This window comes from Sphingomonas sp. MMS24-J13, assembly GCF_044905095.1.
Taxonomy (GTDB): Bacteria; Pseudomonadota; Alphaproteobacteria; order Sphingomonadales; family Sphingomonadaceae; genus Sphingomonas_I.
Genome location: NZ_CP173258.1, coordinates 4,819,276 through 4,843,775 on the forward strand (window position 1 = coordinate 4,819,276; position 24,500 = coordinate 4,843,775).

At 64.9% G+C, this 24,500-nt stretch carries 21 protein-coding genes; 8 read left to right on the forward strand and 13 right to left on the reverse strand.

The window, feature by feature from the left end:
* The first annotated feature begins 49 nt into the window (after window positions 1-49).
* Together AB4Z44_RS22510 and AB4Z44_RS22515 are read left to right on the forward strand one after the other, a co-directional pair.
* A complete protein-coding gene (locus AB4Z44_RS22510; RefSeq protein WP_404711882.1) occupies window positions 50-1,015 on the forward strand; it encodes an acetylxylan esterase in 966 nt (321 codons plus the stop codon).
* A complete protein-coding gene (locus AB4Z44_RS22515) occupies window positions 1,012-1,740 on the forward strand; it encodes an esterase family protein (RefSeq protein WP_404711883.1) in 729 nt (242 codons plus the stop codon). Before AB4Z44_RS22510 ends, AB4Z44_RS22515 begins: the two co-directional genes overlap by 4 nt.
* A gap of 120 nt (window positions 1,741-1,860) precedes the next feature.
* On the opposite strand, the gene AB4Z44_RS22520 is transcribed toward AB4Z44_RS22515, so the two are convergent.
* The 5 genes from AB4Z44_RS22520 to AB4Z44_RS22540 all read right to left on the reverse strand — a co-directional run bounded on the left by AB4Z44_RS22520 (window position 1,861) and on the right by AB4Z44_RS22540 (window position 7,179).
* Complete coding sequence (locus AB4Z44_RS22520; protein WP_404711884.1) at window positions 1,861-2,568, reverse strand: PEPxxWA-CTERM sorting domain-containing protein; 708 nt, start codon at window positions 2,566-2,568, stop codon at window positions 1,861-1,863.
* Between the two features lie 289 nt (window positions 2,569-2,857).
* Entirely contained in the window at window positions 2,858-4,981 is a 2,124-nt protein-coding gene (locus AB4Z44_RS22525) for a hypothetical protein (protein WP_404711885.1), read from the reverse strand.
* 134 nt (window positions 4,982-5,115) lie between these two features.
* On the reverse strand, window positions 5,116-5,628 hold the full coding sequence (locus AB4Z44_RS22530; RefSeq protein WP_404711886.1) for a hypothetical protein: 513 nt from the start codon (window positions 5,626-5,628) through the stop codon (window positions 5,116-5,118).
* 201 nt (window positions 5,629-5,829) lie between these two features.
* Window positions 5,830-6,465, reverse strand: a complete 636-nt coding sequence (locus AB4Z44_RS22535) for a hypothetical protein (RefSeq protein WP_404711887.1) — start codon at window positions 6,463-6,465, stop codon at window positions 5,830-5,832.
* Window positions 6,466-6,468: 3 nt separating this feature from the next.
* Window positions 6,469-7,179: a HupE/UreJ family protein gene (locus tag AB4Z44_RS22540; protein WP_404711888.1), complete on the reverse strand. Its 711-nt coding sequence runs from the start codon at window positions 7,177-7,179 to the stop codon at window positions 6,469-6,471.
* Between the two features lie 105 nt (window positions 7,180-7,284).
* Between AB4Z44_RS22540 and AB4Z44_RS22545 the strand changes: the two genes are divergently transcribed.
* Window positions 7,285-7,710, forward strand: a complete 426-nt coding sequence (locus tag AB4Z44_RS22545) for an ester cyclase (protein ID WP_404711889.1) — start codon at window positions 7,285-7,287, stop codon at window positions 7,708-7,710.
* A gap of 6 nt (window positions 7,711-7,716) precedes the next feature.
* Here the strand turns inward: AB4Z44_RS22545 and AB4Z44_RS22550 are convergent, their stop codons facing one another.
* From AB4Z44_RS22550 to AB4Z44_RS22560, 3 genes are read right to left on the reverse strand one after another with little or no spacing between them, the layout of a single operon-like run.
* The gene (locus AB4Z44_RS22550; protein WP_404711890.1) at window positions 7,717-8,694 is read right to left on the reverse strand and encodes an SDR family NAD(P)-dependent oxidoreductase; all 978 of its coding nucleotides are present in this window, start codon (window positions 8,692-8,694) and stop codon (window positions 7,717-7,719) included.
* 17 nt (window positions 8,695-8,711) lie between these two features.
* Complete coding sequence (locus AB4Z44_RS22555) at window positions 8,712-9,566, reverse strand: CmcJ/NvfI family oxidoreductase (protein ID WP_404711891.1); 855 nt, start codon at window positions 9,564-9,566, stop codon at window positions 8,712-8,714.
* Window positions 9,567-9,577: 11 nt separating this feature from the next.
* Window positions 9,578-10,897: an MFS transporter gene (locus AB4Z44_RS22560; protein WP_404711892.1), complete on the reverse strand. Its 1,320-nt coding sequence runs from the start codon at window positions 10,895-10,897 to the stop codon at window positions 9,578-9,580.
* 412 nt (window positions 10,898-11,309) lie between these two features.
* Here AB4Z44_RS22560 and AB4Z44_RS22565 point away from each other — a divergent pair, with 412 nt between their 5' ends.
* Window positions 11,310-14,321, forward strand: a complete 3,012-nt coding sequence (locus AB4Z44_RS22565) for a TonB-dependent receptor domain-containing protein (protein ID WP_404711893.1) — start codon at window positions 11,310-11,312, stop codon at window positions 14,319-14,321.
* 42 nt (window positions 14,322-14,363) lie between these two features.
* Here the strand turns inward: AB4Z44_RS22565 and AB4Z44_RS22570 are convergent, their stop codons facing one another.
* The 3 genes from AB4Z44_RS22570 to AB4Z44_RS22580 form a co-directional block, all read right to left on the reverse strand.
* On the reverse strand, window positions 14,364-14,816 hold the full coding sequence (locus tag AB4Z44_RS22570; protein WP_404711894.1) for a hypothetical protein: 453 nt from the start codon (window positions 14,814-14,816) through the stop codon (window positions 14,364-14,366).
* A gap of 121 nt (window positions 14,817-14,937) precedes the next feature.
* Window positions 14,938-17,067, reverse strand: a complete 2,130-nt coding sequence (locus tag AB4Z44_RS22575; protein WP_404711895.1) for a PQQ-dependent dehydrogenase, methanol/ethanol family — start codon at window positions 17,065-17,067, stop codon at window positions 14,938-14,940.
* A 290-nt stretch (window positions 17,068-17,357) separates the two neighbouring features.
* Window positions 17,358-19,052, reverse strand: coding sequence for a chloride channel protein (locus tag AB4Z44_RS22580; RefSeq protein WP_404711896.1), 1,695 nt, complete (start codon window positions 19,050-19,052; stop codon window positions 17,358-17,360).
* Between the two features lie 277 nt (window positions 19,053-19,329).
* Between AB4Z44_RS22580 and AB4Z44_RS22585 the strand changes: the two genes are divergently transcribed.
* The 3 genes from AB4Z44_RS22585 to AB4Z44_RS22595 all read left to right on the forward strand — a co-directional run bounded on the left by AB4Z44_RS22585 (window position 19,330) and on the right by AB4Z44_RS22595 (window position 22,476).
* Window positions 19,330-20,286, forward strand: coding sequence for a GAF domain-containing protein (locus tag AB4Z44_RS22585; protein WP_404711897.1), 957 nt, complete (start codon window positions 19,330-19,332; stop codon window positions 20,284-20,286).
* 227 nt (window positions 20,287-20,513) lie between these two features.
* Entirely contained in the window at window positions 20,514-22,031 is a 1,518-nt protein-coding gene (gene adh, locus AB4Z44_RS22590; RefSeq protein WP_404714311.1) for an aldehyde dehydrogenase, read from the forward strand.
* A 58-nt stretch (window positions 22,032-22,089) separates the two neighbouring features.
* Window positions 22,090-22,476, forward strand: coding sequence for a DUF779 domain-containing protein (locus AB4Z44_RS22595; protein WP_404711898.1), 387 nt, complete (start codon window positions 22,090-22,092; stop codon window positions 22,474-22,476).
* Between the two features lie 114 nt (window positions 22,477-22,590).
* Here AB4Z44_RS22595 and AB4Z44_RS22600 read toward each other — a convergent pair whose 3' ends face one another.
* Window positions 22,591-23,259, reverse strand: a complete 669-nt coding sequence (locus tag AB4Z44_RS22600; protein WP_404711899.1) for an SDR family NAD(P)-dependent oxidoreductase — start codon at window positions 23,257-23,259, stop codon at window positions 22,591-22,593.
* 190 nt (window positions 23,260-23,449) lie between these two features.
* On the opposite strand from AB4Z44_RS22600, the gene AB4Z44_RS22605 reads away from it, so the two are divergent.
* Window positions 23,450-23,713: a GCG_CRPN prefix-to-repeats domain-containing protein gene (locus AB4Z44_RS22605; protein ID WP_404711900.1), complete on the forward strand. Its 264-nt coding sequence runs from the start codon at window positions 23,450-23,452 to the stop codon at window positions 23,711-23,713.
* A gap of 37 nt (window positions 23,714-23,750) precedes the next feature.
* On the opposite strand, the gene AB4Z44_RS22610 is transcribed toward AB4Z44_RS22605, so the two are convergent.
* Window positions 23,751-24,410 (reverse strand): DsbA family oxidoreductase, encoded by a 660-nt coding sequence (locus tag AB4Z44_RS22610; RefSeq protein ID WP_404711901.1) that lies wholly within the window; start codon window positions 24,408-24,410, stop codon window positions 23,751-23,753.
* Window positions 24,411-24,500: the final 90 nt, after the last annotated feature.

A 24,500-nucleotide genomic window follows, 5' to 3' on the forward strand; every position in this document is an offset into this window, starting at 1 on the left:
GGCTGTTTTGCGTGGCGGATCGCGCTTGCTGTGCGATGAAGGCCGCCACATGGCTATCCCGACGATCCATCCGTACGATTTCGATCCCACCGCCGGCCTCGGTATCGATCAGCTTCGCGCGATCAGACCACCCGAAGCGCCGGCCGGCTTCGACGATTTCTGGCGGGCGCGTTATGACGCGGCACTTCGGATCAATCCCCGGCCGCATCTGATCGAGCGCGCCTCGATCGATGCGAAGTGGCGTATTCACGATCTCAATTACGCTTCGACCGGGGATTTCCAGATCGGGGGCTGGCTGCTGCTGCCGCGCCAAGGGCAGGTGCGGCGCGGGCTCGTCGTGGGTCATGGCTATGGCGGCCGCGACAGGCCTGATTTCGATATTCCGGTCGAGGAGACCGCTTTGCTCTTCCCCTGCTTCAGGGGGCTCGGGCGCAGCAGCCGGCCGCCGATCTCGGCCGATCCGCAATGGCACGTGCTCGATCATATCGACGATCGCGATCGCTATATATTGGGCGGCTGCGTCGAGGATCTCTGGCTGGCGGTTTCGGCGCTGCTCCGGCTCTATCCCGGGCTGGAAGGAAAGATCGGCTACAAGGGTATCAGCTTCAGTGGCGGCATCGGCGCGCTGGGGATCGCCTATGACGAAAGGATCGATCGCGGCCATCTCGAGGTGCCGACCTTCGGCAACATGCCGCTGTGGCTGACGCTGCCCAGCATCGGCAGCGCGCACGCGGCCCAAATCTATCGCAAGGCGCATCCCGGTGTGATCGAGACCTTACGCTTCTTCGATTCCGCGACGGCCGCCAGCCGGATCCGGCAGCCGATGCTGATGGCGGTCGCTTGTTTCGACCCGGCGGTGGCACCCCCTTGTCAATTTTCGGTCGCCAATGCGCTGCCGCCATCGAATTGCAACGAAACCGTCATCCTGGATGCAGGACATTTCGATTATCCGGGCAGCGCGGCGCAGCACGCCTTGCTTTCGGCGAAGGTCGGGCATTTCTTCGGAGCGACATGAAACGCGATTACCGGCGCTGGTACAGTCCGCGGCTCCATCGCGACATGGAGTTGCTGATCTTCGGCCACGCCGGGGCCAAGGTGCTGATGTTCCCGACACGCGACGGCCGCTTTTGGGAATATGAGACCTTGCGCGTCGTCGAAAGCCTCGCTGACAAGATCGAGGCCGGTCATCTCCAGCTGTATTGTATCGAGGGGCTGGCGCAGCACAGTTTCTATAATCGCACCATCCACCCCGCCGATCGCATCGGCCTCCACGGCGCCCTGGAGGACTATATCCTGCACGAGGTGATGCCGCTGATGGCGCAGACCAATGCGCATGATTGCACCATCGCGATGGGCTGCAGCCTCGGCGCGTTTCAGGCCGCGAGCATCACCTTCCGCCACCCGCATCTGTTTCGCAAGCTGGTCGCTTTCTCCGGCCGCTATGATCTGACGACGAACGTCGAATGCTTCGGCGATCTGTTCGACGGCTTTTACAATGACGACATCTTCTATCACACGCCGCCGCATTTCCTGCCGGGACTGTCCGATCCAGGGCAACTGGATATGCTACGTCAGATCGATATCGTGTTGACGGTCGGCGATGCCGATCCGTTCCTCGACAACAATCTTCATCTGAGCCGCCTGCTCGACGCCAAGGGCATAAGCCATCGGCTCCACATCTGGGACGGGCGCGCGCATCGGGCGCGAGCGTGGCGGAAGATGGCTGCGTTGTATATTTGAACGCCGGTCGACGACGATACCCTTCTGCGGGTGCGCCGGCCGATCTGAAAGTCGAATGGATCGAAACATGGAAAAGCCGCCGATCTTGCGATCGACGGCTTTTCCATAATCGGTCGTGGATCAGGCGAAGGTCAGGCTGGTCTTGCGACGGCGCATGGCCCCGCCCATCAGGCCGAAGCCGGCGAGCATCATCGCCCACGAAGCCGGCTCGGGCACGGAGAGCGTGAAATTCTCGCCGGTCGAATCGCTGCCATAATTGCCCTGGCGGTTGATGATCGTGCTGAGCACGTCGCCGGCGTTGAGAAACACGGATCCCGAATAATTGTAGGTCAGGTTGCTGCTGCTGAGCGAACCGGCGCCGAAGAAGGTCGCCGGCGAAGCACCCGATTGCTGGCGGAAGATGAGATCGACGCCCGTCGGGTTATTATCCTGAACGCTGAACGATGCCGCGAAATTATAATAAGCCGAGGTCGGCGCGGTGAAGGTGATGAACACGCCGCCGTCCGCTGCCGTCGATCCGGGATGAAGCAGCAGGCGATCGGTCGGGACGTTGACCGAGCCATATTGGAACGAGGGCGAAGTCGATTTGGTCGCGCCCGGAACGTCGTGATTGGCCGCGGCCTGCAGGCAGACCGAACCCGAGATGAAGCAATTCGTGGTCGCGGTGAACAAAGTGCCCGCGGTCACGGCATCGTCGACGCTGCCATACGTGAAATTGCCTGCGCCCTGCGTTCCGTTGAAGCTGGAAAAGGCGTCGTAGGTCACGGCCATGGCCGGGCTCGAGAGCGCGGTAACCGCTGCAAGTGCAAAAACGGTAAGAGCCTTCATCGGGAATCCCCCCAAAATGCGACGAACCTGTCGCAGGCGACGTGCCATTTTTGGCTATCGCGATGCATGTCTATTAATGATTTGTAAACCTTATGACAATCCCTTGGTCTGCCTCCTGCGCGGAGACGGCATGATTAAAAACATAGTTAACAAGATTTGATGTCGATCAAGATTCGATCACATCGTTACGGCCTAAGAACAATGCGAGTCGCGCTTATCAGCCTAGCGCGTCATGACCGGTAAAAGTTGGCGTATATTGCTCCGCAAAAGAGCGAAACCTGAGGCCGGATCAGTCCTTGCCGGAAACCCGGCTGACGACATCAGGATCATCGTGCAGTCGCACAAATAATGCGCCGCCCGCAGGATGGGGCACCTGGAGGGTGTTGCCGGGGAAGCCGGGCGGGATGGTCACCGGCTGCTCGAAGCCCGGTGTCGCCGAGACCGATTGCAGCAGGAACAACTGGTCGCCGGTCAGCTCGCACGTCTGGCCGCGCTCGGTGCAACGGAGCTGGCGCAGGGTGGGCAGGCGCACCAGCGTGCCGAGCGTCAGCCAGTCGCCCGCCACCTTGTCGCGGACGATACGCACGCGCAGCCGCCCATAAGCAGACGTGCCGAGCGCCTTTTCGGGTTGAAGCCGCACAACCATCACGTCGCGATCGGCGAGCGTTACGCCCGCTGTGGTGGTGAGTTGCGCCGTCGCGCCATTACCATCCTCGACTGTCACCTCCACCGTTTCGCGACCGGTGAAATGCTGGTTGGCGCCGGCGCGCAGCGACGCGGTCAGGGTCGCGTTCGCGGGAATATTGGCTTCGTCACCCAACGTCAGCTGGACCGGTGCAGGATTCGGGGGCAGCTCGATATAGCGCGCGATCAGCGAGATCGGGACGCCGCGTGGCGCCGGCATCTGTGGCAAGGTAACGCTGTCGCTGCCTGCCGGGCCCGCTACCTGCAGCGCCAGATCCTTGATCGCGGCGAGGCCGTCCGGCAGCTCGACCGTCAGGTTGTGCGGCCCAGCGACGGTGAAGTTCAGTCGGCGCGACTGCCCGGTCCCACCCTGTACCGCGACGGTCGAGACGCAGGCCGACGATCCGCCCTGCAGGGCGAGCGTGGCGGCACCCGCTTTGAAAGTGCCGGGCGTCACCTGCCAATGGCCGGGGGCGGTCGCATCGATTGTCACGTTCGGCCCGTCGAACGGCTGGAATCCCCACGAACCGTGCAGTTGCGCCGGGTAGCTGGCGGCGGGATCGGCGGGCAACCGGCCCGCAATCGAGACGACCAGCCCGCCTTGCTCGGGATCGGGCTGGGCCGGCAGATCGATGGTGCGACCGTCGGGCAGGCGCGCGCGCAAGACGAGATCATGCGCATAATCGGTCGCGTAGATGAGCGGCGCGCCACCGATCGGCAGCACCGCCTCGCGCGCCTGTCCGCACATCGCCACCTGCTGGCCGATCACCTGCAAGGGGGGAATGCGCACCGGGGCGACGATCGGCAGTGCCGTCACCATGACCGATTTGGGATTGTGGAACGACGGCGCACTGTTGAGCACGAGGTTCATCGCATCGCCGTCGAGCCGCGCCAGCGCCGGGATATATTGATATTTGGCGGTGTGGATCGTGCTGAACAGCCCGATGATGTCGCGCGCGGCGGCGATGTACGGGCTGTAATAGCCGAGCCCGCCCTGCGGCGTCGCGCTGATCTGGAGCGCAAGATCGACCCCCGGCCCCGCCAGCGCATCGGTGATGGCGTTGGTGTGGCCGTCGTTCAGCACCAGCGCGTCCTGGTTCTGGAGCAGGCACGGCGCCTGAAGGTCGGGCGTCTTGCTCAGGCAATCGGTGTTGATCCGCACCTGGAGCGCGCGTGCCAGTAAAGGCGTGATCCGCTCGAGCCGCTCCGGATCGCCCGGCGCGGGCTTGCGCACCGCCAGCAGATAGGCGTCGAGCCGGCTGCGATCGAGCGACGCCTCGGCCAGATCCTGTGCCGCGCGCACGAACGCGCCGGGCTTGCCCTGGACCGCATTGCGCAGGGTCGGGAAGTCGCCCCCGGTGGAGGGCGCGAGGAACAGGACGACCTGTTGCGCGCCGTCCGGCACGGTCAGGGACAGGCCCTCGCGCCCCTTCGGCGTCCAGCTTTCGGCGCGAGAGAACCAGTCGTTGGGCGGTGGGTTGGTCGATCCGCGCAGGAAGGCGGCGACGAGCAGATAGCGGGCCGCCTGATCGGTCGGGAAATCGGCCTTGATCGTGATCCGGTCGCCCGCGGCGAGCTGCGGAACCCGCGCGATCGGCAGCGTGACCCCGGCATGGGTGATGGAGACACGCAAGGTCGGCCCGGTCAGATCGAACGGTGCGGTCTCCGGCCTGGCAGCGGATGCCGCCAACAGGGCCGTCAGCAGGGCTACGAGAGGAACGATACGCATAAGCCGCTCATAACGCCGGCCGAAGGAAACGCTATCGAATGGAGGATGCCCATCCCGTTCGTCTCATGCTCTTCGGCTGCCTGCAAAGCAGGCGCGCAGGGCGCGAAACGGACGGAAGGGTGCCTCTCGGCGGCTTAGCAGCGCGCGATATAACGCCGGCTCGCCTCGTCCCAATACATCGGGCAGTGTTGCTGATCCGACGGCGGGGGTGCCTGCGTATAGCCCGGCGGCGGCGCTACCGCTGTCGGGGGCGGCGCATCGTACCCATAATCATAGGCCGGCGCGTCGTAATAACTGTCATAGGGATAAGCGTAATAAGCAGGATAAGCGTCCCAGTAATAAGGATAGGCGCCCAGGGCATAGCCACCGAGCAGGCCTAGCCCAAACCCGCCGCCGTACCAGCCATAACCGCCACGATATCCGTAACCACCGCGATACCCATAACCGCCGCGATAGCCGCCGCGGAAGCCTCCTCCGCCGTGGTAACCTCCGCCGCCATGGAACGCACCCGCGCCACCGCCGTGGAAACCGCCGCCGCCATGGCCTCCGCCGCCGCCATGGCCGCCGCCACGCTGGGCCGCCACCGGCGCTGCCGCCAGCAATGCGGCCGCCGAGGCCAGCGCCATCAATCCGCGCATCTTCGTCATCTCAAATCCTCCACGCCAGGCCCGCTCTGCCATCGCGTCAGTTCATATAGGTAAGCCAAACCCCGAATTGAGGGGATTGTGCCGGCTTCTCCGTCATTCGTCGCAAACCGGTGCCCATATCTGACTCGGATCGATCGTGGATCGAGGAGCTGCGAGCTTAGCGCTCGCCGCTCCATCGTGGCCCATATCGGCCCAAATCGCTCAGTCGATGCGACGCGCGTGCAGCCCCGCCTCATTGCCCGGCTGGCCGTCGGGAACGAGTTCGTAAAACCCCGCCAGCCTGAGGTGGACCGTAACCGGCTTGATCGACTGGTTCTGGAACAGCCAGCCATGCACCCCGTCGAACGGTGCGGTCAGCACGCCATTGTCGCTGGTGCCGGTCGCCTTGCGGTAGAAAGCGACGGTCATCGCCTTGCCCGCTTCGACCGTATGGCCATGGAATTCGGTGTAGAATTCTTCCGGGTTATCGATCCCACCGACCGACCAGCTGTAGATATAGCTGCTGCCTTTCTTGAGGTGGACCTTATATTCGACATCGGCGCCGCCCGCCGGATCCTCGCCCGAATGGAGCGGGATATCGATCACGTCGGTGCGGAAGGCGACAGGGTAGCTGCGCGATGCCGGGGCGGCGGCATCGCCCGTGGCGGACACGACTTTCTCTTCAGGCGCCCAGAGCCGGTCGATCCCGGTGAGCCGGCCGAGGCCGATCGGATCGCGATGATATTCGGCCGGCAGGACGCCGCCGGTGAAGATCAGCGCAGCCACCGCCGCTGCCGATGCGGTCAGCAGCACGATGCGGCGCGGGGAGAGCGGGGTGGCGATCTCGGCCTCGGCCATGCCTCAATATCCTTCCGCGATCGTATAGCCGGCCAACTGCGTGCCGATGAGGACGAAGCCCGATGTCATGATAGCCCAGTTGAGCGCCACCGCGGTCCGCGCGAATAACGCCGTGCGACGCAGACCTGCAATCAATGCAAGCACTATGGCGAGCGCGACGATCTGGCCGATCTCGACCCCCAGGTTGAACGAGAGGAGGTTGATCACCAGCCCCTCGCGATGGAGCTTCAGCGCTTCCAACTTGGTTGCCAGGCCGAGGCCGTGGATCAGCCCGAACAGCAGCACCATCAGCTTCGGATCGGGCCTCCGTCCGACGAGCGTTTCGAAACCCCCAAGATTGTCGAACGCTTTCCACGCCACCGACAGCCCGATCACCGCATCGACCAGCCAGCTGTTCAGCCCGAAACCGAACAGGGCGCCCGACAGCAGGGTGCTCGAATGGCCGAGCGAGAAGAGCGACACATAGATCAGCACATCGCGGAAGCGTCGCAGGAAGAATACCACACCGGCAAGGAAGAGCAGGTGATCGTAGCCGGTCACCATATGCTTGGCGCCGAGATAGAGAAACGGCCCCGGCGCCGGCCCACGCGTTGCCGCCACGAATGCCGCGTCGCGGCCGCCGATCGCATGCGCGATCGCCTGATCGGCGGCGAGCAGCGACAGCAGGATCAGGCAGCGTAGCAGCGTCGGCAGCGATGATCGGAGCGAAGGCATGACGCATCATTATGGTGCGAGACTGAGCCTGTCCATTTGTCGGCGCTGTCGCGGCGATCGAAATGTGCCATGACCCGGCCAAACAATCGACGAGGGTGAGGATCGATGACACCGCTGATCTATGATCGTTTTGAAAATGCCACGAGCTACAGCGCCAAGGAGCAGGCCAATCTCGACACCTGCACGCGCATGTATCACGACATGCTGTTCAAGTTCGACGCGAGCCTGATCGATACCTATATCCCGGCGGATTATGTCCAGCACAGCACCGCGGCGAGCGGCGGCCGCGAGGGGCTGCGCGCCTTTTTCCTGAACCGTGCGGACAGTTTCCCCGATGTGCGGATGCGGATCATGGCGAAGTTCGCCGACGGCGATTTCACGATCTTCCATATCCACACGATCCGCCACGCGGGCGATCCCGGCATGTCGATCATCGATATCTTCCGCATGGAAGACGGCATGGTACGCGAGCATTGGGAAGTGCTGCAGGAGATTCCGGTGACGCTGCCGCACACGAACGGGATTTTTTGATTCGGACTAGGTTGAAGGGGCGGCAACTCGCTCCAGCGCAGCCAGCGTCTCATCGCTCGGGCTCGGGCCCGGCAAGCGCACCGACGGCGCGATCATCCAGCCGCGGTCCTGGCGATCGAACTCCGCGAGGCGGCTTTCGATCGCCGCGGCTGACCAGGGCCGGCCGTCATTGTTGAGGTGATGCTCGGCGCTCCAGCCTTCGAACAGGAACAGATCGTCGCCTTCGATCCCGAAGACCCGACCGGTGAAGCGGCATTGCGGCGACGCCAGCCAGACCACCAACGGTGAGACATGTTCGGGTGCGACCCGATCGAAGTCCGTCTCGACCGGCTTCATGATCTCGTCCAGCGCGGGCACGTCGAGCGTCATGCGGGTGCGCGCCATCGGGGCGATCGCGTTGACCCGCACGCCGAGCCCGGCCAGTTCGGTCGCGGCGGCGATGGTGAAGGCGGCGACGCCCGCCTTGGACGCGCAATAGGATGGGCTGCCCGGCGCGGGATTGGTGCCGGCGGGCGACGATGTGTTGATGATCGCGCGGCCCGCCCCGGGCCCGATCGCGCGCCAGTGCCGTGCGGCCCAGTGGGATACCGCCGCGGTGCCAGTGAGGTTGACCGCGATGGTCAGATCCCAATCCTCGGGCGTCATCGTATCGGTTTCGGCGAAGCGACAGATGCCGGCATTGTTGACGACGATGTCGATCCGGCCGAACGCCGTGATCGCGGCCTCGACCATGGCTTTGGCCGCCGTCCAATCGGCGACATTGCCGGTATCGGCCACTGCCCGGCCGCCTAACGCCTCGATCTCGGCCACGACCGCCGAGGCGGTCGCTGGATCGGCGCCTTCGCCTTTGAAGCCGCCGCCAAGGTCATTCACCACCACCGCCGCGCCAGCCTCAGCAAGCGCCAGCGCATGCGCGCGGCCGATCCCGCGCCCCGCGCCCGTGACCAGCGCGACCTTACCGGCCAGCGGCTGCGAACCCGTCATGCGATTCCCTCCCGGCATCAATCGTAGAACGCGAAGAAGCGCGCCTCGAGGCTGGCGCGCGGCGGCGCGTCCGCCAGGCCGGGCACGTCGAAGCCGGTGTGGAAGGGCTGGACGCCATCCGGATCGGCGGAATCATAGCCGACGAACACCAGCACGTCCTCCGCCCCCATGGCTGATGCATAAAACCAGCGATGATCGGGACTGTAGCGACAGCTGCGCGCCTCGACGCTCTCCAGCGCGGTGCCCTTGTCGCCGATGATCGCGTCGTACCACGCGACATCGGATCGGGCGACGGAGCGGCGATCGCACAAGGCAAGCAGATTGTCCTGCGGCGGATCGGATACGGCGCGCCACGTCTGGAACAATATGAACCGGCTGTAGGGCGCGATCGGGCGGCCGGCGGCTTCGAGGCTGAAATCGAGGAAGCGCTGGACCGAGCTGGTGGTGACGTCGAGGTGGATGAACCCCGCCGCGCCGGCCCAACTCTGCCGCTGCGAACGCGCGCTGAAGCGCACCGTCAGCCCGGTCGCCTGCGGGATCACCTCGCGCGCGCCGCTGATCCGTTCGATCAGGGGGAGCAGTTCGTCATAATAAGCCTGGTTGATCGCGGGCAGCCCGTTCTGCGCGACCAGATTGGTGTCGAGCATTTCCGGGTCGCGCGCGACCTTGCTGGTGTGGCGTGCGAGCATGAAGCCTTCGCGCTCGATCGTGGCCGGGGTGTCGCGCAGATCGTGGATCGGCATGTCATGCGCGGCGAACTGCATCAGATTGCGTTCGGGTTCGACCAGATCGAAGCGGCCGCGCGGCAGGTCCGGATCGAAATAGTTCAAGGTACCCGTCACGGTCGTTCCGGTTTCGTCGATCACGTCCATCGTCCGCCCTCTCAATGCGCCTGCCATTCGCGCCGCATCAGCCCCACCGTCGCCGCGCTCATCAAAGCCGGGATCGCCAGCAACGCCAGGATGTGCGGCGTCGAAAGCCCCCGTGCGATCATCGCCGCGCCGGCGATCGGGCCGAGCGTCGATCCAATGCCCCCGATCAGCAATGCCCACGAGACCCCGGTCGCCTTGATCGCAGGCGGATAATAAGCCGCCGACAGCGCGTTCAGCGAAAGCTGGCAGCCCGATACACCCGCGCCCAGCAGCAAAAGCAAGGCGACCCAGCCGGGGCCACTGGGCACCACGCTGAAACCGAGCAGGCACAAAGTCGCGATGCAGAAGCCGATCAGCAGTGCGCCGCGCGTCGCGCCGCGATCGAGGAACAGCGACATCAGCACCCCGCCGAAAATGCCGCCGCCCTGGATCAGCACCGCGCCGCGTAGCGCTGCCGCCATATCCCAGCCCGATCGCTGGAGCATCGCCGGCAGCCAGCTTACCAGCACGTAGAGATTGAACATGTTGAGCGTCAGCAGCGCCCACAGCAGCAAGGTGCGTCCACGCAGCTCGGCGCCGATCAGCTTGAGAGGCGACGAGCGCGGCGGATGGGCGGGCGGGGTCACCTGCACTGCTGTGGGATCCACATCGGGGGCGATGCGTCGCAGGATCAGTCCGATGCGCGGATCGGTAGAGCGGCGCACGATCATGAATTTGAGTGACTCGGGTACCACCATCGTCACCAGCGCGGCGATCACGAGCGGAGCCGCGCCGCCGATGACGAACGCCCCGCGCCAGCCGAAGGCGTCGAGCACCGGCGGAGCGATGAAACCCGCGCTGAACGCGCCGAGCGGGGAGGCGATGTTCATCAGGCCGACGACCAAAGATCGTCGGGCGACCGGCGCATATTCGGATGTGAGCGCGGCGCAATTGGGCAGGCCGGCGCCGAGCGCCGCGCCGGTCAGCAGACGCCAGACCACGAATTCGGGGACATCGGTGGAAAGCGCGGTGCCGCCCGTGGCAACCGCGATCACGATCATCGCAGCGATCATCATCGTCTTGCGCCCGAACCGATCGCCGAGCGGCCCCAGCACGCCCGCGCCAAAGGTGATTCCGATCACCACCGCCGATAAAGCGACGCCGAAACTCGATTCGGGCCGGCCGAGGGTATGCGCCAGCGACGGCACGGCCAGCGCCATCACCTGGATATCGTAGCCGTCGATGAACAGGGCCGCGGCGCACAGCACCGCCACCCAGATCTGCACCCACGCCATCGGCCGATGGTCGATGATCTCGCCCAGCTCGATGGCCGGTGTCGTTCTTTCCAGCATTCCTGCTCCTGCCCGCAGGTTTGCACGAAGCGATGCCCAAGGCGAGCGCCAACATTCACCATGAATAAAATTCAAGTTTGATGGGTGACGCGCGCACGATGCTGCCTTGCCCGAAATGCCGGCGTTACCTTCCGCCCTCGGTCGCCGGCAGGGACGTCGCAATCCATCCGATCCGGATCAATTTGCAATCGGCAAAAACCCCCTTGCCAGTGAACATGTGAATGATTAGGCCTGTTACCAATCGGCCGAAAGCGCCGGAAATTGTGGAGAGGATCAGTCCAGACACTATTGTCTGGAATAATGAAACGCGCCGGTAAATGGCCTGAGCCGAACGGCATGATCCTCTTCGATAAACGAGTCCAAAGCTGCCGCTGTCCGCGGCTGATTAAGGGCCGAAAGATGGGGAGACGATATGCCTGATCTCACGAGCCGAAGCCCGGAATCCGTCCGCTGGGGCCTTAGCCTTGCGGCGCTTGCCGCAGCGACTTTCGGAGTGGCGCCGGTTCGTGCGCAGGATGTGGCGGCGCCCGGTGCGGCCAGCACGCCCGCCCCGACCGAAGAAATCATCGTCACCGGATCGCGTCTCGCCCGATCGACCTTCACTACGCCTACTCCAGTGACCGTGCTGGGCGGCGAGGATCTGCAAAGGCTCGGCATCGTCAACGTCGGCCAGGCGGTGTCCGAACTGCCCGCTTTCCGCCCGAGCACGACGCCCGTGACCCAGGGTTTCGGCAGCTTCAACGTCGGCGCCAACATCATCAACCTGCGCGGCATCGGCAATTCGCGCAGCCTGATCCTTGTCGACGGCCGCCGCTTCGCGCCGACCACGCGCGAGGGCACGGTCGATCTCAACCTGATCCCCTCGATCCTCGTCGGGCGGACCGAAGTCGTCACCGGCGGCGCGTCGGCGGCCTACGGTTCGGATGCGATCGCGGGCGCGGTCAACATCATCCTCGACAAGCGCCTGCAGGGCTTCAAGGCGCAGGCCGATTACGGTATCTCCAACCAGGGCGACGGCGGCGATTTCCACGCGGCGGCCGCCTACGGAACGGCCTTTGCGGGCGGAGCCGGCCATTTCATCGTCGGCGGCGAATATGAAAAGCAGCAGGGCATCGGCAATTGCTTCACGCGCAGCTGGTGCAAGACCGGCGCGATCATCACCAACCCCACCTATACCGCCAATAACGGCCAGCCGAACTTCATCCGCAGCGATACCAATGGCGGCTGGTTCTTCAACAGCGCCGGCGTGATCGCGCCCAACAACAACGGCACCGCGGCTACCGCCGCGATCCGCAACCTGTTCGGCACCGGTGGGATCACCTTCAACCCAGACGGTAGCCCCGCACCTTATACCCCAGGTAGCCGGCCCTTCGGGCTTTCGCAGATCGGCGGCGATCTCTACCCGACTTATAACGACGCCAACATCACCGTTCCGGTCAAACGCTATACCGGATTTGCGCATGCCGAATATGAGTTCAGTGACAGGCTGACTGGCTTCGTCGAGGGATCCTATGGTCATGTCGGCGGCCAATTGCTGCAGACCGCCTATTTCTCCGCGTCGATCCCGATCTATAAAGACAATCCCTATATGCCTGCCGCGATCCGCGCGATCGTAGGGCCGGCACCGGCCACTCCCGACTTGACCCGTCCGACCACCTCCTCATTCGTGCTGGGACGTATCTTCGACGATGTCGGCCGCGGCTACAGCGTCTCCACCGCTGATACCTATCGCGCCACTGCGGGCCTGTCGGGCAAGCTCGGCGGCAACTGGACGTGGGACGGCTATTATCAATATGGCCGCACCGATCGGCTGCAGACGGTCGCGAACAATCTTATCACTGGCGATCCGTCGCAGTCGCTAAACGGCGATACCACTCTCGCGGCCAGCAATGCGCGCTTCTTCTATGCACTGGATGCAGTACGCGATCCCGCGACCGGGCAGATAACGTGCCGTGCCCTGCTAAGCGCGAATGCGGCGCTCCGCCAGGCGGCGACGGGTTGCGTGCCGGTCAATCTGTTCGGTGCGGGAAATGCCAGCCAAGCGGCGAAGAACTATATTTTCGGGACTTTGCGCGAAGAGATCAAACTGCAGCAGCATGTCGCCGCAGCCAATATCCGTGGTGATCTGCTCGATCTCTGGGCAGGTCCGCTTTCGGTCGCGACCGGCGGCGAATATCGCGTCGACAAGATTGGGGTGACCCACGACGCTTTGTCGAACCAATATGCCTATTTCCAGAATTTCGGATCGGATTATCGCGGCACCACCAAAGTGGTGGAGGGCTATGTCGAGGCCGAATTGCCTTTGGTCCGCGATGCGAGCTGGACCAAATCGCTGACCCTGAACGGTGCTGCGCGCGAGACGCATTACGATATCAGCGGGTTCGGCTCCTATCTGCGGACTAACACCAGCAACAAATTCACCCGCACCACCTGGAAGGCGAGCTTGCTGTGGGAGCCGGTGAACTGGCTGCGCGTGCGCGCGACCCAGAGCCACGATATCCGCGCGCCCAATTTCGCCGATCTCTATCTGGCCTCGGCGAGCAGCTTCACGCCGATCGTCAACGATTTCAATCGTACGATTGTCCAGGCGCCGCCCTCGATCGTCAATGGCGGCACGCCCAACCTCAAGCCCGAGCGCGCCGACACCACCACGGCGGGTATCGTATTCTCGCCGAAGGGCGGCATGCTCAACGGCCTGCGGCTGTCGGTCGATTATTATCACATCAAGGTGAAGGGCTATATCGCCCAGCCGCCGGGCGGCGCGCAGTTCATCATCGATCGCTGCTTCGCCGGCGTCACGGCGGCGTGTGGCCTGATCACCTTCGCCAACGGCCAGGGCAGCGCGATTACCCAGATTCTCAACGTCGCCCAGAATCTCGACGCGCTACTGACCAAGGGCATCGATATCGAGAGCGAATATCGCATCCCGCTGGCCGATCATGATCATTCGATCCAGTTGCGCGCGCTGGCGACCTATGTCGGCTCGCTGAAGGCGACCAGCTTCGGCACGGTCGTGCAGCGCGCCGGCCAGACCGGCGGATCGGCGGCGCTCGCCGCACCCGACTGGACGGTCAACGGCTTCGTCACCTACGCGACGCCGTTGTTCCAGGTGACGGTGCAGGGCCGTTACATCTCGCCCGGCCTCTATGACGGCACTTACGTCGGCCCCGATCAGGCGGGCTATGCCACCACGCTGCCGAACAGCATCACCAACAATCATGTGGCGGGGCGGTTCTATGTCAATCTGTCGGGCTCGATCCATATCGGCCCCGATCGCACCCATGGGTTCGAGGTTTTCGGATCGATCAACAATCTGTTCGATCGCGATCCGCCTGCGGCACCGGAAACGCAATTCTACACCAACCCGGTCTATTTCGACACGATCGGGCGCTATTTCCGGGTAGGGGCGCGGGCGCGGTTCTAAGGCGCACGGGCTGCCTTCAGCCCGTGTTCGCCGCTTCAGCCGTCAAATATAGAGCAGCAATACCGGCAGGACCGTACCGAGAGCCAGCAGCACGAGCGACATGCGACGCGTCGCCGGGCTGTTGAGCGCGATCACGGCTCCCAGGGCCGAAGAGGTGATCAGCCCCAGAGCCAGAAGGAGGACGAACGCCTTGAGCGGGATCGGCGACGGGCCCAATTCTTCGGGCGGTTTCGCCCGGCGATGCGCGGCCTGAGGCGCCCCCGGCTGGCGATCGGTAGCGCCCTTGTGTTCTGCGGCTGGTGGAACACGCTGGTCCTTGTGGACGCTGCCCATCCATTCGATCCATGCGATCGGCGGCGCGGCCGGGTCGTGGCTTTCGTGGAGGCCTAACGTCTGCAACGCACCGCTGAGCGCGAAAAAGATGATCGCCGGTGTGAAGAATATGCCGAAATAGCGATGATATTGGCGGACGCTGCGCATGGTCTGGGCTTTCATGCGCGTGACCGTACGGTCTCGAAGACCGCAGGCAATACGGGATTGCACCTAACCCGCGATGTTGCCGCGGCTTCGGTCCCGAGCGGTCCCGGTCGCCCGACCGCAAATTTTCGTATCAGGGTTATCTGACGTCCGCCCCTTCGCCCTTCGCCACCAGCGCCTTGTCCTCATTCGCCCGCTTGATGATGTAGTGCCGGATCGCGTCGGTCTCGGCGGGCGTCATCACCTTGGCGAACGAGACCATGCCCTGCTCCTTGAGCGCGCCGTCCTGGGTGATGGTCTGCCAGGCCGAGGCATCGCCCAACACGCCGCTATGGCGCAGATCGGGGACGATCGGGCCGGCCACCGCGGCGTCGCCATGGCACACGCCGCAATAGCGGCCGTAGCGATCGGCGCCGAGCGCGATCTGCTCGGGGGTGCCGGTCACCGGTGGCGGATCGAGCGGCGTCTGGGACAGCGGCGGCGCGGCCGGCAGCCTGGCGGTACCGCCGAGCTTGAACACGAGCAGGCGGCTGATGTTGCGGATCTGGCCGTTGACCACGCCCGGGGCGAGCGAGAAGACCCCGCCCGATCCCGCCATCACCGCCACATATTGCTGGCCGCCGACCGCATAGGTGATCGGCGCCGCGATGATCCCGGTCTGCACCGGCATCGACCAGAGCTTCTTGCCGGTGGCGCTCGCATAGACGTTGAAATGCCCCTTGGAATTGCCCTGCAGGACGAGTCCGCCGGCGGTGGCCAGCACGCCGCCATTGTTGGCGGCCGGATAATCGACTTTCCAGCGCGGTGCCTGCTTGATCGGATCCCAGGCGATCAGTTCGCCCCTGGTCGCCGCTTCGGCCGCCGCGCGCACCTTGGGATCGGCCGGCATCGCCGCAGCCCCCATGTCGACGCCGACGTTGAAGCCGATCGGCGCGGCCTTCCAGTCGGTCGCGGGGATGTAGGGGAAGGCGGCGATCTGTGCCGGGATGAACATCAGCTTCTGCTTCGGATCGAACGCCATCGGGTGCCAGCTGTGCGCGCCGCTCGGCCCCGGCATCTGCACCACCGGCTTGCCGGTCAGCGCATAGCGCGAGTCCGGATTGACGTCGGGCCGCCCGGTCTTGGGATCGATGCTCTTCGCCCAGGTGACCGGCGCGTAATTGTTGGCCGAGATGAACTGCCCGTTGGTGCGATCGATCACGTAGAAGAAGCCGTTCTTCGGCGCGTGCATCAGCACCTTGCGCGGTTTTCCGTCGATCGTGAGATCGGCCAGCACGATATGCTGCGCGGCGGTAAAATCCCAGCTTTCCGCCGGCGTCTCCTGGAAGTGCCAGGCATAGGTGCCTGTCTCGGGCTTCAGTGCGACGACCGAGGAGAGATAGAGATTGTCGCCGCCCTGCGGCGAGCGGATCTTCTGGTTCCAGGGCGATCCGTTGCCGACGCCGATATAGAGCAGGTCGAGATCGGGATCGTACGCCATCGAATCCCATACGGTGCCGCCGCCGCCGAGCTTCCACCACTCGCCGGTCCAGGTCTTCGCGGCCTGCTGGAGATAAGCCGGCTCAGGGCCCTTCGCCGGATCGCCCGGCACGGTGTAAAAGCGCCAGAGTTGCTTGCCGCTCTCGGCATCGTAGGCGGTGATATAGCCGCGCACGCCATATTCGGCGCCGCCATTGCCGATGATCACGCGGCCCTTGATGATGCGCGGCGCGCCGGTGATCGTGTACGCCTTCGACTGATCGACCGTGACGACCGACCAGAGCTGCTTGCCGGTGGCGGCATCGAGCGCGATCAGGCGCCCGTCGAGCGTGCCGACATAGATCTTGTTGCCCCACGCCGCGACGCCGCGATTGACCGCGTCGCAGCACGCCTTGACCAAAGTCTCGCGCGGCACCTTGGGATCGAACGACCAGAGCGGCTTGCCGGTGCTGGCATCGAACGCGCGGACCTTGCTCCACGCGGTGCTGACGAACAGCTTGCCGCCGACCATCAGCGGGGTCGCCTCCTGCCCGCGCGCCGTATCCAGATCGGAGAACCAGGCGAGGCCGAGCTTGCCTGCGGTGGCGGTGTTGATCTGGGTGAGCGGGGAGAAACGCTGTTCGCTATACGAGCGGCCGGTGGTGAGCCATTCGCCCGGCGTGCTGTCGGCGGCGATGATGCGCTTGGCGGTCACGCCGTTGCGCACGGCATCGGTCGCTGCGATCTGCTGGACGCCGAATGTCGCAAGGGCGAGCGCCATCGCGGTTGCCGCCGTCACACTGCGCTTCATCAATCTCTCCCTCTCCGCGAACCCGGTCGATCGCCGCGCCGGCTTTGCCAGAAGCGGTACTATGATCGCCTGACCCTACTGCACCGCGCCGGCCGGCCCCGCAATATGCTGCGCGACGATCGGTGCCGCCGCTCCCGGTCATGCCTACCGCCTTGCTGCAGTGTCTCGCTTTCGTGCGTTACATGTGGCCGGTTCATCCGGGCTTAGTGGACGCTCCGCAACGTGCTGCGATTGTGCTTGGGGAAGACGAGATCGGGCCAGACGAAGGCCCATGCCGGAGCGGAACAGCGCTATCGTTCACCGAACAGATCGCGCTGCGCCTTGTCGAGCTCTTCAGCATAGCGCCGGCGGACGAACACATCGGTTAGCAAACCGAGCACATGGCCTTCGGGGCTCAGTACCGCCAGTTCGTCGGTCTGTGCCTGATCGAAGATTGTCATGATCTGCTGGATATCGAGATCGGGCGACAGATGCAGTTCGGCGGCGTCGGCATAGTGTGCCACCGGCCGGTCACCATCCGTGTCCTCGGCATAGGCTTTGGCGAGCGTGACGATACCGGCATAGCATTGCTGGTCGTCGATCAAAACGACGCGGCTGGTCGCGCCGAGCGGGAAGCGGCGGCGCAGCTCGGCCACGGTCGAGGCGGCGGGGGCGGTCACGGGGCTGCGGCGCATCATCTTGCCGGCGGTGAGCGTCTTGGTCCAGCCGACGTCGCGCGCGCTCTTGATCGTCTCGCCGCGCAGATGGAGCCGCCAGGTGGAAAAGGAGTAGCCGAACAGCACGCGCGCCATCGTGGAGGAGAGCAGGGAGGCCGCCAGCACGGCGCCGGTCAGGCTGAAGTTGCCGGTCGCTTCCAGCACCAGCATCGCCATCGTCATCGGCCCGCTGACGACCGCCACCGCCAGCGCCGCCATGCCGACCAAGGCGGCGTTGCCGGCGTTGAGGATGGGGTGGCCCGCGGCGAGGTTGAGCAGGTCCGCGTAAAGATGGCCGATCAGTGTGCCGAGGAAGAGCGACGCGAAGAACAAGCCGCCGCGGAAGCCGAAGCCTAGCGAGACGATCGAGCCCAGCGATTTGGCGACGATCGCCAGCGCGATCAGAGCGAGCGGTACCGTCGCCGCCAGATCGACGTGGAGCGCGCTGTGTCCGGCCGAAAGCGCCTGCGGCGACCAGAAAGCGATGCCCGCCAGCAGAAACCCACCGACGATCGTCCGCAACCAGCCCTTGATATGCGCGCGGGTGAGGCTCTCGGTAAGCGCGATGGCGCGCATCAGCGCGATGCCGAACAGGGCGCAGAGCGCTCCGAGCCCGGCATAGACAAGGTAGCCGGCAGTGTGGATGGCCGGGCCAGGCTGGGCATAGAGCAAATAGGGCACGACGCCGAGCCGCTGGGCGACCTGCGATCCGGCCAGCGCCGCAGCGGCGACCGGCGCGATCGCCGAAGGCGTATAGGCGCCGATCACGATCTCGAAGGCATAGAAGGCGCCCGCCAGCGGGGCGCCGAAGGCAGCGGCGATCGCGGCGCCCGCGCCCGCGCCGACGAGGATGCGGACATCGCTCCGCCGCAGCCGGAGCCGCAGGCCCGTACGCGATGCAATCAGCGCGCCGAGTTGCGCATAGGCAGCCTCGAGCCCGACCGAGGCGCCGAAGCCGTTCGACAGCACGGTCTGGCCGGCGATGATCAAACTGTCGGAGGTCGATAGCCGGCCGCCATGGAGCGCATTCGCTTCGACCGCGTCGATCAGCGCCCGCCTGCGGGCGCGGACGGCGCGGTTGAACAGCATCAGGACCAGCCCGCCGATCGGCAGGATCGCAAGTTGGCCCCAGGTGAGCGGTGGCGCCCCGCTCAGGCGGACATTGGCGGGCAGGCGGTAGAGCAGCACCTGCAGGCCGCGCGCGCCCGCGCCGATGACGACGGTCGCAAGCCCGGCGATAATGCCCGTCGCGATGGCGAGCAGGATGAAGGCGAACTCGCTCTCGCGCATTCGTTGCTGCAACCGCCTCAACCAGACAGGCACATGCCTGGCAGCGCGGTGCATGCTGTGGAACGGGCCCTGCGCGCGAGTCATGATGCGCCTGATGGCCCGCGGTTGCGTATCTGTCACCCCGCGCTTCGGTTCGCGCACCTGCGGGCCGGCCTGGAAAGCGTCGATGTCAATCGCCGGGCTTTGCTTTATGATACGGCGACGCGGGCGTCGGATCTGCTCTGGCAGAGCCGCGGCGCCGCCGCGCCGGCAAGGGCATGAGGAGCGGAGAGGAAGGATGACCAGCGCGATCCATCATGCGGATGTCGTGCTCGATGTGATCGGCTCGCGGCGCAGCGCGGCAGTGTCGCCGGTGGCGGCGTCCTGGTGCCGATCGGCGCTGCACCACCATCTCGATCCCGCCCGCGCGACGCGGCGAGAACTGATCGATGCAGGCGCGCTCGCATTGCTGCGCGAAGCCAATGCAGCATTGCTGCGCGCCGCGGCGCCGGTGCTCGACCAAACCTATCTATCGGTCGGGCGATCCGGTTGTGGGGTGGTGCTGAGCGATGCGCAGGGCGTCATCCTGGATCGCCGCGTCGGTGCGGGCGACGGCGACGATTTCGCTGCGACGGGCCTCGTCGAAGGCGCGCGCTGGAGCGAGGCGGACGAGGGCACCAACGGCATCGGTACCTGCCTCTTTGAAGGCCGGCCGGTGGTGATCCACCGCGATCAGCATTTCGCTGCGCACAATGTCGACATCAGCTGCATGGACGCGCCTGTCTACGATCCGCACGGCCGACTGGCAGGCGCGCTCGATGTCTCGAGCTGCCGCCACGATCATGGACCTGCCATAGCCGAGATGATCGGCGCGCTGGTCCGCGAAGCCGCGCGCAGCATCGAACGCGACTATTTCTGCCGCCATTTCGAAGGCGCGCGCATCATCTTCCTGCCCGATGACGCGGCCAACGGCACCGCCTTGCTCGCGACCGACCGCGACGATCTGGTGATCGGCGCCAGCCGCGCGGCACGGCTGCGGCTGGGATTGAGCGACGCCGCGCTCGCCAATCCGCGGCCGATGGACCAGTTGCTCGGGCGCAGTGTCGCATCCTCGTTCGGCGATGCCGATCGCACCGTCTTGCGCCAGGCGCTGGCGCGGTCGGGCGGGAATGTCAGCGAGGCGGCGCGGCTGCTGGGCGTGGGACGGGCGACATTGTACCGGCGCCTGGCGCGGGCAGGGGTGAAGCCGTCGTAGGCATTTGATAGTCATCCCGGGCTTGACCCGGGATCCCGCTTCTCCGGTTCTGTTCAAAGGCAGCGGTACCCCGGCTCGAGGCCGCGGTGACGAAAGCGTTGAACCTGTCTCGCCCCTGAGACAGCTTGTCGCGCCGATCCGGATCGCCCTCTTCCTTCCGGCACTAACCCGGCTCATCTTCCTGTCATACTCACCCAACGTGAGCAGAGAGGATCGAAGACATGGATATGCCGGTTCAGGAGCGGCCTGCTTTATCGAAGCCGCCCTTCGCAAACTCGTATGGAAACTTCATCGGCGGACAATTCATGCCCGCCAAATCCGGCCGCACCTTCGACAACGTCTCACCGATCACCGGCAAGACGGTGTGCCGAATAGCCCGCTCGGACAAGGCCGATATCGATGCTGCGCTCGATGCTGCGCACAATGCTGCGGAAGCCTGGGGCCGCACATCGCCCGCAGAGCGCGCATTGATCCTCAACCGCATCGCCGATCGGATGGAGGCCAATCTCGAAAAGCTCGCTACCGCCGAGACGTGGGACAACGGCAAGCCGATCCGCGAGACGATGGCCGCGGACATGCCGCTGGCGATCGATCACTTCCGCTATTTTGCAGGAGCGATCCGCGCGCAGGAAGGTTCGGTCAGCGAGATCGATCACGATACGGTCGCCTATCATTTCCACGAGCCATTGGGCGTCGTCGGCCTGATCATCCCGTGGAATTTCCCGCTGCTGATGGCGGTGTGGAAGCTCGCCCCCGCGCTGGCGGCGGGCAATTGCGTCGTGCTCAAGCCGGCCGAACAGACGCCCGCCTCGATCATGGTGTGGGCTGAACTGGTCGGCGATCTCCTGCCGCCGGGCGTGCTCAACATCGTCAACGGCTTCGGGCTCGAGGCGGGCAAGCCGCTCGCCTCATCGAACCGGATCGCCAAGATCGCTTTCACGGGCGAGACCACGACCGGCCGGCTGATCATGCAATATGCCAGCGAGAATCTGATCCCGGTGACGCTCGAATTGGGCGGCAAGAGCCCCAACATCTTCTTCGAGGATGTGGCGCGCGAGGATGACGATTTCTTCGACAAGGCGATCGAAGGCTTCGTGATGTTCGCGCTCAACCAGGGCGAGGTCTGCACCTGCCCGAGCCGCGCGCTGATCCACGAGAAGATCTACGACCGTTTCATGGAGCGCGCGCTCAAGCGGGTCGAGGCGATCGTCCAGGGCAATCCGCTCGATCCCGCGACGATGATCGGCGCGCAGGCCTCGTCCGAGCAGTGCGAGAAGATCCTCAGTTATTTCGATATCGGCCGGCAGGAGGGCGCCGAAGTACTGATCGGCGGCGAAGCGGCCAATCTCGGCGGCGAGCTTGCGGGCGGCTTCTACATCAAGCCGACCGTGTTCCGCGGCAACAACAGGATGCGCATCTTCCAGGAGGAGATTTTCGGGCCGGTCGTCTCGGTCACGACCTTCAAGGATCAGGATGAGGCTTTGTCGATCGCCAACGACACGCTTTACGGCCTCGGCGCCGGCGTGTGGAGCCGCGAGGCGAACATCTGCTACCGCTTCGGCCGCGCGATCAAGGCCGGGCGGGTGTGGACCAATTGCTACCACGCTTATCCCGCGCACGCGGCGTTCGGCGGCTACAAGCAATCGGGCATCGGTCGCGAAACGCACAAAATGATGCTCGATCATTATCAACAGACCAAGAATATGCTGGTCAGCTACAGCCCGAAGAAACTCGGCTTCTTCTGAGCCTCTCTGCGTCCCGCCCCTTCGTGGGGCGGGACGGTTTTTTGGGAGAGAGGATGCGATGGTCGAGAATGTCGAGCGCGTCGTGGCGATGCCCGCGGCGCTGGCGCTGATCGCCGAACTGACCGCCGAATACGGCCCGATCATGTTCCACCAGTCGGGCGGCTGCTGCGACGGCTCCTCGCCGATGTGCTATCCGGCGGGTGAATTCCGCATCGGTGACGGCGACATATTGCTCGGCGAAGTGGGCGGGGCGCCGGTCTATATCGGCGGGGCGCAGGGCGAAGTGTGGGCGCACACCCAGCTTATCCTCGACGTCGTGTCGGGGCGCGGCGGCATGTTCAGCCTCGATAACGGGCGTGAGGTTCGCTTCCTCACGCGGGGGCGTGTTTTCTCGGACGACGAGATTTGCCTTCTGCCCGCAGGAGTTGGGGGAGGGGGCCGATGATCAGGACGGTCGGTCAGGTCCTATGCCGCTTAGTCGCGCGAGAAGGTGAACTGACGCGCAACTGGCACCCCGGAGCCTGACCGACTGAGGTTTCGTCTTATGCGATCGATCGGGTCACCAGGGCAGATCGATATCCCGGTAGCTTACGAAGCCCAGTCCGCTTTTGCCTGCCCGTCGCTCGAGCATCGTGACGAGGTTCGGGATGCTTTCCTCGATCGACAGGGTCGCCTCGGGCCCGCCCATATCGGTGCGGACCCAGCCCGGATCGACGGCGAGGTAGGTGCGCCCGTCGTTGCGGCGGGCGGCGATGCTCGCGAGGCCCATGTTGAGCGCCGCCTTGCTCGTACGATAGGCTTCCCAATGCCCGCTCTGGTTCTGCGCGATGCTGCCGAGGCTCGACGACATGACCGCGATCGTGCCCGCAGGCGCCACCAGATCGGCGAAGCGATCGGCGATCCGCAGCGGCGCGAGCACGTTGACCAGCATCATTTCGGCGAACGCCTCGGCCTCGACCTCGCCGATCGGCACAAGCGAAGGTCCGGCAATGGCGGCGCTGACGAAGAGCAGGTCGAGCGTTCGGCCCCGCAGCCGCGCGTGAAGCGCATCGACGCCGGCCCAATCGGTCGTATCGACGACCTGCTCGTCGAGATGCGTGGGATCGAGTCCGGCGAGCGCGCCGGCCGTGCGCACGGTGGCGATCACGTCCCAACCGCGCTTCAGATGTTCCTCGACGATCGCACGCCCGAGCCCGCGCGAGGCTCCGACGATCAGGGCGGTGGGCATGGCAAATCCTTTCAGGTTGGCAGGCGTTTCGACATCAGAACATGGCCGGTGTCCAGCACCTGCCGTTGGAACAGTAAATCGGATCGGCCGTTGCTGCGGCCAAGCGACGGAAACGGGGAGGACCGCCGTTTAAGGTGATGCTGGGGCGCTCGACGAGCAAACCATGCGTGTTGTTACCAAAGGAGATCCTATGAAAAAGATCCTGCTGGCCACCCTCGCCGTCGGTGCTGCCATTGCTGCCGTCGCGCCTGCCGAAGCCCGTGACGGTTGCGGCCCTGGCGGCCATCGCGGACCCTATGGCCATTGCCGCCCGAATCGCGGCCCCCGACCGGTGATCGTCGCCGGGCCCGGCGCGCCGGTGATCGGGACCTATTATCCCGGCCGCGGCTATTATTATAACAATCGCTACTGGCACCACCGTGAGCGCTGGCACGGCGACTGGCGCTATCGCTAAGATGCGGCCTCCTTCCCGAGACGGCTCGGGGAGGAGGCTAGGCTTGGGCTGCAATCTGGCGGATCGCCTGTTCGAACGCATCGGGCGGTTGACCGCCTGAAATCAGATAGCGTTGATCGATGACGATCGCCGGCACGGCATTGATCCCGCGCCGCTGCCAGAATTGTTCGGCGTCACGAACCTCCGCGGCATAGCGACCGGACGTCAATATCGCCCGCGCTTCCCCCGGATCGAGCCCGGCCTTGGTAGCAGCCGCCACCAACACATCGGGATCACCCGGATTCTCGCCGTCGGTGAAATAAGCCTCGAACAAGGCATGCTTCAGCGCAGCCTGCGCGCCCTCCGGTGCCCCTTCTTCGCCCGCCCAGTGCAGCAAGCGATGCGCATCGAACGTATTGTAGGCCCGGCTCTCGTCGCTGGTGTTCATCGCGAAACCCACCGCCTCGGCGCGCTCGCGGATCGTCGCACGATTGGCAGCGGATTGTTCGGGCGAGGCGCCATATTTCTGCGCGACATGCTCGACGATATTCTGCCCCTCGGGCGGCATGTCCGGATTGAGTTCGAAGGGCTGGAAGTGGATTTGCGCATCGACGACGTCGCGCGTCCGTTCCAGCGCCTCTTCCAGTCCGCGGAGCCCTATGATGCACCACGGGCAGGCGACATCCGAAACGAAATCGATCTTCATCGGCCGGGCCATGGCTTGTCCTTTCGGGGCGGCGACGGACGGCATATGGCGTATCGCTGGAGGAATTGCACCAGCGGACAACGCGCGGGCCGGTCTTTGCTG